Source organism: uncultured Flavobacterium sp. (genome assembly GCF_963975005.1).
Classification (GTDB): domain Bacteria; phylum Bacteroidota; class Bacteroidia; order Flavobacteriales; family Flavobacteriaceae; genus Flavobacterium.
This window is the reverse complement of record NZ_CAXBFR010000016.1, coordinates 1-15,343: the sequence shown is the minus strand read 5'-3', so window position 1 is coordinate 15,343 and position 15,343 is coordinate 1. Positions and strand designations below refer to the sequence as shown.

The window sequence follows — 15,343 nt, the reverse complement described above, 5'->3', positions numbered from 1 at the left end:
ATGAAATATTTAGTTTTAATATTATTCTTTACAATTTCTACTTTTAGTCAAGAGATTAAGAATGATTCAGTTCAAGTTGAATTATTTAATCATGCTAATTTATGTTTAGATTTTAAAGACAATAAGAATGCTTACTTATCTTTTAAAAAGGCTTATTATTTAGATTCTAGCAGTGATTTAGCATTATTAGTTTATAAAAAAATAGATTCTTTAAACAGAATATTAAAAGCAACCTTTTTAAAAGATATTTCAGGTAAATGGGAAATTGTTTACTCAGGTTCTAATTGGGGAATTTCTAAAGAAAAAGTAGGTTTAGTTACGATTAAAAACTCTGATATTAGTTTTGATTTTTATGATAAATCTAATTCACTTAAAAGTTTAAAACTAAATTTAATGTTAGATGATTTTTTAAATTATTCTTTCAATGAATTTATTTTGGATGATAACTCTCTTTGGAGTTTTAAATTAAAGGATGAAAAACTATATATTTCAGAATTAGGTGAAAAAACAGAAGAAGGAAGAAGTTTAATGGTTTGTGGAAACTTTTTTATGGAATGTATAAGAAAATAGTTTTTTAGAATAACTAAATGATTTTATTTCATTTTTAGTAACTTCGTATTTATTATCGTTAGTATCTAATCACTATTTACTAATCACTAATCACTAAAATTTGCATTTACACGATATACTTACTGCAATTCCTTGGGGACTTTTATTAGCGTTTTCAATAGGACCAGGTTTTTTTGTATTGTTAGAAACTTCTATTACAAAAGGATTTAGAGCTGCTTTTACTTTAGATTTAGGGATAGTTTTTGGCGATATTATTTTTATTCTTATTGCTTATTTAAGTACTAATCAACTTTTAGAACAATTAAAAGATAACCCAACCTTATTTATTATTGGAGGTTTAATTATGTTGTCTTATGGTTTCATTTCTTATGTGTTATTAAAAAGAAATTTTATAAAACAACAAGATCAAGAAATTGATACTGATAACATTCAAAAAAACAATTATTTTGCTTTATTCTTTAAAGGTTTTTTATTGAATTTTATTAATATTGGAGTTCTAGGTTTTTGGTTAATGATTATTATTACTTATGGACCACAAATGGAAATGAAAACCGAACGAATTTCATGGTTTTTTGCAGCTATTTTATTTTTCTATTTACTGTTTGATATAGCCAAAATTATCTTAGCTAAACAATTGAAAAATAAACTTACAACACAAAATATTTACAAAATTAAACGTGTTATAAGTATTGTAATTCTAATATTCGGAGTTTTCTTTATGCTACAAGGGTTCTTCCCAAAAGAAAAAGAAAAATTACAAGAGAAAATTGAAAAATTAAAAGGGTAAAAGATGAAATTTTTTTTATTTTTTCTACTATTTCCAGTACTTGTATTTTCACAAGACACAATTTCTAAAGCTCAACTTAGCATCATTTCATTAGACAAAGTAAAAGTTGTTTATAGAGGTGTTGATAATCCAATTACTGTTGCTGTTGCAAATGCTAAAGAATATTGGGTTTCTGGTCCAGGAGTTTCAGAAACAGATGAATTAGGAAAATATATAGTTCGTCCAGGAAGTGGAACTGAATTAAAAATTATAGTGGCTATAAAATTACAAGATAATTCAATTGTTACTGAAGAGCATGTTTATCAAATAAAAGGTTTACCAATGCCAATAAGTACTTTAAATAGTCACTTTTCAACACAAGGATATTTAGAATTTAGTATAGATGAATTAAAAGATGCAAAAGTTGGGGTAAAATTTGTTGATTTTCTTTTTAAATATAGTAATAATGTAAGTCAATTTACAATTATAATCCCTAAACATGAACCTTTAACAATTGAAGGAAACATAATTAATGAAGAGGCTTTAGGTTTTATAAAAAAAGCTAAGAAAAAAGATTATATTATAATCAACAGTATTAAACAAAAAGGATCTGAACTCATTTGTACTGTATCTGCTAGTACATTAATATTCAAAATTGTAGAGAGATATAATCCTAAAAAATAAAACCCTCAAGTTTCCTTGAAGGTTTTAGAGGCATCGCCCGGATTCGAACCGGGGTAAACGGTTTTGCAGACCGGTGCCTAGCCGCTCGGCCACAACGCCAATTTAGAAATGCAAATTTACATATATTTTGGACTAACACAAGAAATTTTAGCAAATTTTAATTTTTAAAAAAAAGTTATGCTATTTTTTCATTTACTTTTGTGGCCTAATTTATTGATTCATAACAAAAATGAAAAAACTTAGCTATCTAAAACCTCTTTTTAATTTCTTTCTTATTGGTTTGATAATTACAACTTTAAGTAGAATAATTTTATTTTTTGTCTTTAAAGATAGAGTTACTTTAATAGAAGATTATTGGAGAATTTTTACAATTGGTCTCCGTTTTGATTTAATTATGTTGTGTTATTTATCGGTTTTACCAGCTGCTTTAATAAGTCTTTTGCCCGATTCAATTCTAAAATATCTTAATGGATTTTTTAATATATACTTTATTCTGTTTTTATTTCTGTTCTTCTTTATGGAATTATCTACCCTAAATTTCATTCATGAATATGATACTAGACCAAATCGTTTATTTTTAGATTACTTAATTTACCCAAAAGAAGTTCTTGGAACATTAGTTAAAAGTTATTTACCATCAATGATTGTAACTATAATTTTAGTAATTGTTGCTTTAATTTTTGCTTTTAAATTTGGAAAAAAATTATTTTATACTATTGCTTCTTCCTATAAAATTAAGCTTGTCTTATTTCCTGTTTTGGTTTTCTTTTTGTTTTTTGGAGCACGTTCTAGTTTAACAACTCTTCGTCCTATAAACGCAAGTAATGCTATATTTTCATCAGACCAAATGACAAATTCATTAGGATTAAATTCACTCTACACAGTTGCTTTTGCTGCTTATTCTTTAAAAAATGAAGGGAATACAGACAAATATGGTAAAATGGATGAATTTGAAGCATACAACAGAGTCAAAAAATATATGGATGTAACCGAATTTATTGATGGAGAAATCCCGTTTTTACACATTCAAAAACCAGATTCTGTTGTTCAAAAATATAATGTAGTTATCTTTTTACAAGAAAGTTTAGGAGCAGAATTTGTGGGATGTTTAGGAGGTTTGCCTTTAACACCAGAATTTGATAAGCTTTCTAAAGAAGGACTTTTGTTCACAAAACTATACAGTTCAGGAACCAGAAGTATTAGGGGAATCGAATCTGTTGTAACTGGTTTTTTACCAAATCCAGCCGAAAGTGTGGTTAAATTAAGTAATTCACAACAAGGATTTTACACTTTAGCGGAAGCTTTTGGGAAACAAAAATATGATACAAGTTTTATCTATGGTGGTTTGTCCAATTTTGATAATATGGCCTCTTTCTTTAATGGAAATGGTTTTAATAATATTATTGATGAAACAGATTTAAATAGTGATGGAAATAAATATGCTTTTAAAGGAGTTTGGGGTTATTCAGATGAAGATTTAGCTGTAAAAGCAAATGAATATTTTAGTTCTTTAGGAAACAAACCTTTCTTTTCTTTAATGTTTTCAACTTCAAATCACAAACCTTATGAATTTCCTGATGGAAGAATTGAATTGTATGATAAAGAGAAAAACACTGTAAATAATGCCATGAAATATGCTGATTATTCTATTGGTAAATTCTTTGAATTAGCTAAGAAAGAAGCGTATTTTAAAAACACAATTTTTGTAGTCATTGCAGATCACAACACTAGAACTTTTGGAAAAGCTTTAGTGCCAATTCACAAATTTCATATTCCTGCTTTAATTATTGCTCCAAATATTAAAAACGGAATGACTTATGATAAAATGGCAAGTCAAATTGATATTCCTTCAACGGTTTTAGCTTTATCTGGAATTACATCAAAATCGCCAATGCCTGGAAGAAATCTAATGACACTTCCTGCAAATACAAAAGGTAGAACAATAATGATGTTTAATGAAACCTACGCTTTTAAAGTTGATAATGATGTAATTATTATTAATCCAAATGCAGCACCATTACAATTTAAAGTGGAAAAAGATTCAATTTTTACACCGGTTGAATTGGATAACGAGTTTGCAAAAGATGCTTTAGCACATATTGTTGCATCTAAGAATTTGTACGAAAAGAGAAAATATAAAATGAAAGATTAATTTCTAAATTCTTCCATTTCAATAGTCACTTTAGAAACATCTCCACCAATCGGAGGATTTATTTTTGAAACAGCTATCTTTATTCTAGAAACAGATGGAATTTCTTTAAATGTTCTTACTATAACTCTATGCGCTACATGTTCGAGTAGTTTTGAACGTATAGCCATTTCCTCAACAACAATCTTGTTTAAATGAACATAATCTACTGTATCGTTTAGATCATCGCTTAAAGATGATTTTCTAAGGTCTGATTTAACTTCTAAATCTACAACGTAATCACTACCTATTTTTCCTTCTTCCTCTAAACATCCGTGAAAAGAAAAAGTCCTGATTTTTTTTAATTTAATTGTTCCCATTTTAGTCTATTTCATTACTAGTACAAGGACAATTACTTAATCCTTGGAAAATATCATAGCCCAAAGTTACCATATGTGTTCCAGAATTAAAAGCAGAAAGTGCATTTGTTGTATATTGATACGAATAAGCAAAGTAAAAATTGTTCTTTTTTAATCCTGCCATTGGACCAATATTTAAAGGTTGGAAAAATTGATCATTTAAGAAACGATACGATATTCCTACCCAATAATAATCTTCATAATCTAAAAAACGAACTTTTACATTCACATCTGTACTAGAACGTTTATCACTTTGATAATATTGATAAAAGATTGATGGTTCATATTCTACATCACTATTACTGTTAGACTTTATTTTATAACCAGTATAAGCAGAAAAATTTCGTAATATATTTGGTTCTTTAATTATGAATTTATCGGTGTTTTTGTTTAATAAATTAGAAACATTTGCCGCTAAATAAAATCCTTGTTGTCTATATAAAAATCCTACATCGACATTATAATTGTTTAAATCTCTATTGTTGGTTACAATGGGATCATAAGAAAGATCAAATTGCGTTCTATCAATATAAAACTGATTCATTACAAATGACATACCAAATGATATGTACCTATTTTCATAATAATCTAGAATTAAGTGATGTGCAAAAGATATTTTACCTCCTTTTTGAAAAGTGTTTCCGTTTTTATCGTTGTAAATAAAAGCACCAATTCCAGAACGTTGTCCTAACCGACCATCAACAGCTAACGATTGATTATCAGGTGCGTTTTTTAATCCAACCCATTGGGTTAAACCATTTACCCTGATTTTTATGTTATCACCAATTCCAGCATAAGCAGGAGAAATAACATAAGGATTATCCCCTAAATATTGTGTGTAAGTTGGTATGGTTAACTCTTGTGCAAAAGAATTAACCATGATTAAACTAACTATAATTCTAAAAATATTTTTCATTATATATTATCTATAAAGTGTGAAGTTACCCGTGAATGTTCTTCCTGTTCCGTCATTTACATTTACCAAATACCAGTAATCACCAGAAGGTAAATCAATGGAATCATAAGTTCCGTTCCAAGATTCTCCTAATTTTAATCGTATGATTTCTCTACCGTATCTATCGAAAATTAAACTTTCAATATTGGTATAGTTATCTACATTCTTAGGTGACCAAAAATCATTAAATCCATTTCCATCAGGAGTAAAGAAGTTTGGAATTTCTATTGGATAGAATGTTGTCTGAATTACAAAATTAGCTTCACAACCATTTGCATCATAAGCAGATACATATTGATTTCCTGTTTGATTAAAGATAAATACATTGGTTGATCCAGTGTTTGTTCCATTAAATACATAAGTATAAGGAGGAATACCACCAGAAGCAACTGCTGTTATTTCATTTAATCCTGTTTCAGTAACTATTAAAGCCACAGCATCAATTTGATCTATAGTGAATGTTTCATTACTATTAAAACAACCATTAGAATGCTCTACATAAGCAGTATAATTACCTGCACTAAGATTAGTAAACGTGTTACTTAATTGGAAACTAATTCCATCAATAGAATACACAACATTATTTTGATATATAGCATCAACAGTTATAGTTACTGTATTAGTAGATTGGTTGTTTAAACAATCATAAATTACAACAGCTTTTGGATCTAAATCAACTGCTGGATCTAAAGTTTGTTGAACTGAAGTCACACAACCATTAGCATCTTTTATGTAAATAGTATATGTTGCTCCACCAGCTAAATTAAAATAATCTACAATATTAGAAGCATTTACTGCTACATAATTAGTTGTGTTATTAAAGCTTGCCATGTAAGGACCAACTCCACCACTTGCAGTTACTTGTACGTATCCAGAATTATCTCCTTGACATACATCTTGTCCAAAATCAGATACAATTGCATTTAATGCTGTAGGTTGAGTAATTATTGTTGTAAATTCAGTTTCACAACCTCTACCGTCTCTTATTTTTATTGTATATGTTCCAGCAGCTAAACTGTTAAATATATTTACTATTCCAAAAGTGAAAGTTGGAGAAATTGCATATTGGTAAGTTCCATTTCCACCAACTCCATTAGCAGTTATACTACCAGTTGTATCACTATTACATAATACATTTACTTGAGAGTGTGTTTCAGTAACTGGAATCCAATTTGTTATATCCACTGTTACTGTTTTAACACAACCATTTGTATGTTGAACGTAGATAGTATGTGTTCCATTAGTCAAATTAGTATAGACATTATTTGACTGGTAACTAGTTTGATTGTCCAATGAATACTGTACTTGACCTACATTTGAAGCTTCAACATTTACAGTTACTGTATTGTTTTGTAAGGCAGTAGCAGAAGTACAAGCATAAGTTGGAGTTATTGTTGGTGTCAATGTAACAGGGTTTCCAGCTGGTATATAAATATTTGTTTGACAATCATTAGCATCATGCACATATATGGTATGTTCAACTGTGCTATCTAAGTTATTGAAAATTAATTGTCCTTGTACAAAACTAGTTGAAGTATCATCATCTAAACTTGTATAATATGGAGGTGTTCCACCGGTTATGGTTAATGTTGCAGTTCCATTATTACTTCCTTCACATACTTCAAATGTATTAACTGAACTCGCTACTAAAGGAGCAGGTTCTGTCATTTGAACATTGATTGTTTCAAAACAACCGTTTGTATCTTGAATTACCACAGTATAGGTACCTACACCTAAACCAATAAATGTATTTGTATTAAAAAATTGATCTAAATGATTAGTTATTGCATATTGATAAGGAGGCGTTCCACCTGTTGGGTTAAACGTTATACTTCCATTTGCTGTTCCATTACAAGTTGCAGGAGTTACTGTATAATTTGTTATGTTTAACGGATTTAATGGTTGTGTAATTATAACTGTATTAGAAGGTTGGTCACAATCAACACTATTAACATTAACAATATATGAACCAGCACCTAATGGGCTAAAAATATTACTAGTTTGTGGACCAGTGATAATTGCCATTGTAGTACTATTTAATAAAGTATAATTATAATTTCCTAATCCACCCGTTGCATTTACCGTAATTGAAGCATTCACATCTCCATTACATTGAATGGTAGTATTTGAAGCATTAATAGTTACTGTTAATGGATCAATAGGCGCGATTGTTACTGAATTTGTAATTATAGACGTACAATTGTTTGCATCAGTGACATAATATTGATAAGTACCTGGACCAACAGAGAATATATTTGTTGAATTAAATATTGTTCCATTTGTACTGTACATATATGGAGGCGTTCCTCCTGATGCATTAATGATGATTTGAGCATTGTTATCACATGTTAATGTACTTTGAACACTTAATATTGCTTCAATTTCTGTTTTTTCAGTAATTGTGAATGGCAATGCACTGAAATCACAATTCCAGCCGTCATTAACAGTTATTGTATAAGTACCTGCACCTAAATTTTCAAAAATATTTTCAATCTGAGGACCATATATAACGCCATTTTCATCAGTTAAGGTAAACTGATAACTGCCTTGACCACCAGTTGCAGTTATTGTAACACTTGCATTTGTATTGTTATAACATAATAAATTGGTGTTTGTAACAACATAAGTAGCATCAATTGGAGTTGGTGCATTAAGAATTATAATTTGAGAAATTTCACATAAGTTTATATCTCTAACGGTTACTTCATATGTTCCTGCATCTAAATCAGTAAAAATGCTATTTGTCCCAAATGTTTGTACAGTTGTACTAGTTGTTGTATTTACTAATTGATATTCAAATGTTCCGTTCCCACCATTTGCTTGCGCAGTAATCGTTCCTAAACCAGGAACATTACAAGTCACATCAGAAGTTTGTTGAACAACTAATGTTAATGGATTTGGTGGAGAATATATATTAATTACATTAGAAATAGTTTCACAGAAAGGAGGATCAGTAGCAATAATTTGCACGTAAAAGTTTCCAGCACCTAAACCTGTTAAAGTAAGTGGGTTTGTGGTAGTATTGTTACTTCCAGAAGCTATAATTGCATTAGTATCATCATAAATATTGTAGTTGTAATTTCCTACATATCCACTAACTGTTATATCGAAAGAACCATTAGCTTCACCATAACAATTTACAGCATTAGCATTATCAGCTACAACGGTTAAAACAGGTAAAGGATTAATTGTGTAAGGAGCAGTAATAGTACTACAACCTGTTACGGTATCAATCACTTCGAAAGTATATGTTCCTGCTGCAGAAAGAGAGAATGTAGCGGTATTACTTGAAGTAGGTCCAACAATTGCTCCGTTTGGCAACAATTGATATGTATAGTTTCCTGAACCACTAGTTACTGTTATTAAAACTTCTTCATCATTAGCACACGTTAAAGCTGTATTCTGAGTTACAGCAACATTAGTAATAGTTGGTAAAGGATTTATCAATACTGTATCATTAATTGTACAACCGTTAAAATCTTGAACCGTTATGGTTATATTTTGAATAGTTCCATTGTCTATTATATCAAAAGTATTAGCTGTTTGATAATTTGTACCATCAATACTATATAAATAAGGAGCAGTTCCTGTTCCTAAAGCTACGTTTGCTGTTACAGTCACAACATTTACAGTATTATTACTATTACAAGCAAAATTACCACCTATTAAACTTAAAGCTAAAGGATTTGGTTGTGTAACATTTATAATTTGAGAATCAGTACAGTTTTTAGAAGAAGTTACAGTTATTGTATAGTTTCCAGCAGCTAAACCTGTAAAGTTTGGACTGTTTTGAGTTATAGTTGTTGTACCATCAAATAGCGAATATGTATAAGGAGTATCAATATTTGTCGCGTCTAAAGTAATAGAAATACTTCCATCAGTAGCTCCATTACAGCTTACATTTTCATGTGAAGTAGTAAAAGAAACAGGTGCTGGTTGTTCTAAAGATAAAGGAATGGTTATGTCACATCCTAAAGTAGCATCAGAAATAATTACATTGTAATTTCCAAAACCAAGTCCAGTAAATAAACCAGTTGTGTTTGGACCGGCTACGTTAACACCAGCGGTTGTTTGTAACTCGAAAGAATAATTTGTACTCCCGTTAGTTGCAGTGGCTTGAATTTCACCATCATTATCAGCACAACTAGGCTGAATAGTAACCATTGCATTTCCATTAATGATTTGATCAATAAGGATAGTTTGAGCATATGTACAACCATTAGCATCCGTAATAATTACAGTATGGCTACCTGATAACAAGTTGGCTATAGAAAAGTTAGTTGCATTTTCAGTGTAAGGAGTGTTTCCATCCACTGTTATGGTATAAGGAGCTATTCCATCCACTGTTCTAACACCGTTAATAGTAAAACTTCCTTCATTTGCACATGGATCCATTAAAGATAAAGTAATTTCTGGTGAAGGATCTAATCCAACAACAACAATATTTGTAGCTACAATACAGTTATTAGCATCTTTAACATAAACAATATATGAACCACTTTCAACATTGAAAGTATTAGAAACTGTTCCTGCAAAAGTTGCAACTGTTGGTGCAGGATCAGTACTCAATAGAATTTGATATTGATATGGAGCTGTTCCAAATTGGCCTGTTGCAGTTACAATTCCTGCAAAAGGATTACAGTTGTCGTTTTTGATTAACGTTGCGCTACCTATCAATTGATTAGTAGATTGAGTTATTGTGAAATTTGGAGTTGCAGAAGTACAACCATTTGCAGTTCCTGTTCCGTTTTCTGTCAATAAAATATAGTAGGTTCCAGGTACCAAAATACCAAAGTTTTGAACAAATATTGGTCCACCAGGTGTTAGACTATTTCCTGTCAATCCAGTGCTTACATTTGATTGAGCGTAAAATATTTCATAATCTACAGATGTAGTTGTTGCATCATAATTATTAAAAGTAAAGGATATAGTTCCATTTCCACTACCTGTACAAGTTACATTTTGAACCACATTGATTGCTGTTGTTAAATTTGAAGGACTTGGAATAGGACCATTAGCCGTTTCAAAATAATAACAATCTGTAATCAAATCATGAACAACAAAGGTATAAGTAACTCCAGGTACTAAGCCTATAAATGTCGAAGTTTCAGGTGTGCCAACATCTGCTAATTGATAAGACATTGTATATGGTAACGTATTGGTTTCTAATATTCCAAATTCATAAGAACCACTACTTACTAAAGATGATACAGTTATTATAGCGGTTCCACCACTTGTACAATCTGCTGTTGCTGTAGAAATATCAATATCTAAGTCATCAGGTGGCGAAGCAATAATGATATTACTTTTTACAACTGAACAACCATTTGAATCTATTACTTCAGCAGTATAGATTCCAAAGTTTAATACTATAAATGTATGATCTTCGTTTGTTGTTGTTGCATAACTATCTGTATAACCAAAATTACTACTTAAATAATATGTATAAGGTTGTGTTCCACCAAGTATGTTTTCAAAAATTACTTCACCATAAGATGTTCCACCTGGATTATTACAAGTTATCTCTGTTATTGAAATATCAAAGGTTATTGCATCTGGCTGCACAAGAGTAATACTTTCGGTATCGGTACAAAGTTTAGAGTCTCTAACAATTACAGTATAAGTTCCAGCAGCAAGTCCATTGAATATGTTAGAACTTTGATAAGTTATACCTCCATCAATACTATATTGAAAAGGAGAGGTTCCTAGTGTATTGTTAATATTTACTTGTATAGCTCCATTTGTATCTCCATTACATAAATTTTGTTGGGTTTGTGTAATAGAAGTTATATCTGGAGTAGTAATAGGATTAATAGTAATAATACTTGTAGAATAGGTACAACCAGTGGCATCAGTTATTAAAAATTGATAAGTACCAGCAATAGCTGTAGAATAAGTAAACGATGAACCTACAATTGGATTTAAAGCTCCAAATGCACCACCATTAAAATTAACTTGATATTGGTATGGAGTTGTTCCACCATTTACATTTACAGTAATTATTGCATTTGGAGAAGCACTACAATCTAAGCTTTTAGTAATAATAGCTTGAGCTAATAAAGCAGGCGTTATAGTTTGTGTAACAGTTGCCGTACAACCATAACTATCTCTAACTGTGAAAGTATAATTTCCAGGAGTTAATCCAGAAAAAGTATTACTTGCTTGAAAAGCACCACCAGAACTATATTGATAAGGAGCAATACCACTAGCAGCTGTTAAAATAACAGTTGAACCGGTTGTTGCATTATAACATAATGTAGAAGTAGGACTTATAGTTAATGTTGGGTTAACAGTAGGGCTTAAAGTTGCAGTATTCGTTACTACACATCCATTTCCATCAGTAACAGAAATAGTGTATGTACCTGTTTGCGTTTGATTAGCAAATACACCACTACTTTGTGGACCAACAGTTGCAGCATTAGGCTGTGTTAAAGTATAAGCATAAGAACCCCAACCACCTGAAGCAGCTGCGTTTATTGTTCCATTTGCAATACAAGTAATAGGGTTTGTAGTTACATTAAGTGTTAGAGCAGAACTAGGTTGAGCTACGGTTACACTTACAGTACTTTGACAGTTTGTGCTGTTATCAGTAACTGTTATAGCATAATTACCAGCTGCTAAACTATTTAAATTTATTGTATTACCAGTTTGATTAGTAACAACAGTCCCACCATTTACAGTATAAGAATATGTAGTATTAAAACCAGTTACATTATAAGAAACAGCACCATTAGAAGCACCGAAACAGATAACATTAGAAACCAAACTTCCAGTTACATTAATAAATGTAATTGGGTTAATTGTAAAGTTTTCTTGATACGTACATCCATTAGCATCAGTTACATTAAAGGTATATGAACCTACCGCTAAGTTATTGAACGTTGCAATATTTCCAGACGTAGAAGTTGCAGCAATAGTAGAAGGAGCTGTTATTTGAACTACAAAAGGAGCTGTTCCACCTACAATAGTTGCTGTAACATTACTCGTTAAAGTCGGACAAGTCACACTTGATGCAGTAAAAGTTAAATCTGTTGCTGCAAGAGGTTGGACAAAAGTTATAGGAGTTGTTGTAGTTGTACAATTATTAAAATCTCTAATAGTAATTACATAAGTTCCAGCAGTCAAATTAGGAAAAGAAGAACTGTTTTGAAAAGTCACCCCGTTTATACTATATTGATAAGGAGCTGTTCCACCAGTTACATTAAAAGCCTGAATAGTTCCTGTTGTTATACAAGTTAATTGTTGGGTTACTTGTGATTGACCAGTTAAAGGAGTTGGTTCTGTTATTGTAACGTTAATTGTATAATCACATTCATGTGTTGGTTTAGTATATTTTATATCAATTGTATAAGTTCCTGGAGCTAATCCATTAAAAACATTAGAATTTTGATAAGTAATTCCACCATCAATACTATACGTTATAACATATCCATTCGTTGGCAAAGCTGAAATAGTTGCTATACCGTCACTTAATCCGCTACATGTTACATTTGTATGAGTTTCAGTAATGGTTACTGTTGGTTCAGCAGAAACAGTTACAATATTTGATAATGAAATACAGTTGTTACTATCAACAATTATATATTGATAAGTTCCTATTTGTGTTATGTCATATTCAAATATTTCATAGGCTTGATAAGCATAACTTCCTGGTGTTACAGGTACACCATTATAACTAAAAACAGCATAATTATAAGGAGCTAAACCTCCAGATGGTGTTAAAGTTACTTGACCATTTACACAACTAATATTTTGAGTTACTGCTGCACTTACGGCTAAATCTGATAAATCTTGTATAGTTACTTGTTCAGTATATGAACAACCATTGTCTGTTGTTGCTGTTACTGTATAAGTACCAGGGTTTAAATTAGAAAACAAATGATCATTATCTGTTGAGGGACCAAAAGTTACTATCGTCGTTGCTCCTTGCGAAATTTGAAAATAATACTGTGGCTCTACTCCATTAGTTTGTACCCTAATGCTTCCAAAACCATCATTACAAAGTTTATCTGTAACAATCACATCTACATCTAATATTTGACTTAAGATATTAATATTTGGAAATTCAAAAAGACATCCTCCAGCTACACCTGTTTGTTGAATGTATACAGTATAATTTCCTGCAGTAGCTATCGGTATTACATTGTTTGAAGAAAAAGGACCAGTTGGAGACAAACTAAACTCGTAAGTAGAAGGAATATTGTTTATAGTAATTGAGCCTTGAGTTGTACAAATTATATTTGAAGTTACTATATCAGGATTTAATGTGTTTTGAAAAACATTAAAATAGAAGTTTCTAAAACAGCCATTTTGATAATTAAATGTTACTTGATATTCACCACCTGTTGTTACATTAAAATTTGGACCCGTTCCAACTGTATTCCATGTACAACTAGAATTAGTATTGGCACAGTTACTAATTCCAATTGGAGGACAACTTCCAGGAACTAGTTGTTGCCATTGTATACTAATAGCATTATTTACTCCGGATTGAATTAAAACAGAATCATTTAATCCACATAAAAATATTTTTGGTAACTGTGAACCATCATTTGGACAAGTTTCTACAACATTTGCATAAGGAGTTGCTGGATTTGAACTTATGGCATTGTTAAAATCTACAACATTAACTGTTTCATAGATTGACACACAAGGTGGTGGAATAGATAAAAACACGGTATAGGTTCCTGTAGCATTAACAGTTATTGTTTGTGTATTTCCAATTGTATTTCCTGAAGAATCTTGCCACAAATACGTGTCGTAACCATCAGCTCCTGTTAAATCTAAAGTGTTTCCACATAAAATTTCTGTTCTTGTAAATATACAGTCATCAATATTTGCTATAAAATTGGTTGTTCCTGGTGTTGGATAATTACAATTGTCATACCCGTTAAAACTAGGATTATCTGTAATAACTTGAGTATTTAATTCTCCATTGTAAGAAACATAAGCTTGGTTAATTATCTGATTAGTACAAGCGTCTCTAAAATCTTCACAATTTAAGGGTAACTTAACCTTAATTTTTATTGTATAAGCTGGATCTCCTATTTCAACTAAATTATCTGGTATAGAAAATGTAAACTGATTTGTAGTTGGGTTAAAAACATAAGTAACTCCTGGAGGTAAAATTAAATCTCCTGGCTGAATAGTTCCGTTTGCTGGAAAAATTGCGTTTGTTGGCAATATATCAGTAAGGGTAAAATTCAACGCATTATCATTTCCTGTATTTTGAAAAGTTAAGGTATAAAAAATTTCTTGCCCTAAACTTAAGGTTTGACCATTTACATTATTACCAGCAATATCTTCAACTTGTTTTAATAAAGGTATTTGAGGTTCAATAATTTCAACATCAAAAGAAGTAAAGAAAACATCATATTTATCACCACTTGACTTGGCAGTTAATATAACTCCAGTTTCATTATTAGGAATTACAGTATTTGATGGGTTATTAATTAAATTTAGATGTGCATCCCAACCTAGTGTATTTCTACTATTGGGGTTTCTAGCATTAAAAAAAGCACTGTTTAATGTTATGGATGAATTAAAATAGTTAGTTGTTACTGGTGCCGCAGGAGGTGGTGTATTTGTTAATATGGTTGGAGGACCAGTTGTTGAATTAGCTTTTATTAGCAACTGATCACCAGTAACTCTATTATCACCTTCTAAAGTTGAAATTCCTAATTTTGCTCTAACTGGGAAAGGGGCTGGTAAAGTAGAAAACCCTGAAACAGGTATATCTAAATCTGAACTGTTAGAAGCTACAACTGCATAACCATCAAAAGTTGTTATTTTTTTACCGGGTAATGTAATATTTTCATACA

Annotated in this window: 7 protein-coding genes and 1 tRNA gene; 4 read left to right on the top strand and 4 right to left on the bottom strand. The window is 30.6% G+C overall.

Annotation, left to right across the window (positions count from 1 at the left end):
- From AACZ53_RS03440 to AACZ53_RS03430, 3 genes are all read left to right on the top strand, one after another.
- Positions 1-570 (top strand): hypothetical protein, encoded by a 570-nt coding sequence (locus AACZ53_RS03440; RefSeq protein ID WP_339834814.1) that lies wholly within the window; start codon positions 1-3, stop codon positions 568-570.
- A 100-nt stretch (positions 571-670) separates the two neighbouring features.
- A complete protein-coding gene (locus AACZ53_RS03435; protein WP_339834812.1) occupies positions 671-1,357 on the top strand; it encodes a LysE family transporter in 687 nt (228 codons plus the stop codon).
- Between the two features lie 3 nt (positions 1,358-1,360).
- Complete coding sequence (locus tag AACZ53_RS03430; RefSeq protein WP_339834811.1) at positions 1,361-2,020, top strand: GldM family protein; 660 nt, start codon at positions 1,361-1,363, stop codon at positions 2,018-2,020.
- 28 nt (positions 2,021-2,048) lie between these two features.
- On the opposite strand, the gene AACZ53_RS03425 is transcribed toward AACZ53_RS03430, so the two are convergent.
- Positions 2,049-2,119 (bottom strand) — tRNA-Cys (locus AACZ53_RS03425).
- A gap of 130 nt (positions 2,120-2,249) precedes the next feature.
- On the opposite strand from AACZ53_RS03425, the gene AACZ53_RS03420 reads away from it, so the two are divergent.
- Positions 2,250-4,172: an LTA synthase family protein gene (locus AACZ53_RS03420; RefSeq protein ID WP_339834809.1), complete on the top strand. Its 1,923-nt coding sequence runs from the start codon at positions 2,250-2,252 to the stop codon at positions 4,170-4,172.
- Here AACZ53_RS03420 and folB read toward each other — a convergent pair.
- From folB to AACZ53_RS03405, 3 genes are all read right to left on the bottom strand, one after another.
- On the bottom strand, positions 4,169-4,528 hold the full coding sequence (gene folB, locus AACZ53_RS03415) for a dihydroneopterin aldolase (RefSeq protein WP_339834807.1): 360 nt from the start codon (positions 4,526-4,528) through the stop codon (positions 4,169-4,171). The genes AACZ53_RS03420 and folB overlap by 4 nt on opposite strands.
- Before the next feature lies 1 nt (position 4,529).
- Positions 4,530-5,483, bottom strand: coding sequence for a type IX secretion system membrane protein PorP/SprF (locus AACZ53_RS03410; RefSeq protein WP_339834804.1), 954 nt, complete (start codon positions 5,481-5,483; stop codon positions 4,530-4,532).
- A gap of 6 nt (positions 5,484-5,489) precedes the next feature.
- On the bottom strand, positions 5,490-15,343 hold a 9,854-nt coding region (locus tag AACZ53_RS03405), incomplete at its 5' end, for a T9SS type B sorting domain-containing protein (protein WP_339834802.1).

What these genes read in the sequence shown, in the direction of transcription:
- folB (WP_339834807.1), bottom strand. Translation starts at nt 4,528, where the DNA reads ATGGGAACAATTAAATTAAAAAAAATCAGGACTTTTTCTTTTCACGGA.
- AACZ53_RS03420 (WP_339834809.1), top strand. Translation starts at nt 2,250, where the DNA reads ATGAAAAAACTTAGCTATCTAAAACCTCTTTTTAATTTCTTTCTTATT.
- AACZ53_RS03430 (WP_339834811.1), top strand. Translation starts at nt 1,361, where the DNA reads ATGAAATTTTTTTTATTTTTTCTACTATTTCCAGTACTTGTATTTTCA.
- AACZ53_RS03440 (WP_339834814.1), top strand. Translation starts at nt 1, where the DNA reads ATGAAATATTTAGTTTTAATATTATTCTTTACAATTTCTACTTTTAGT.
- AACZ53_RS03410 (WP_339834804.1), bottom strand. Translation starts at nt 5,483, where the DNA reads ATGAAAAATATTTTTAGAATTATAGTTAGTTTAATCATGGTTAATTCT.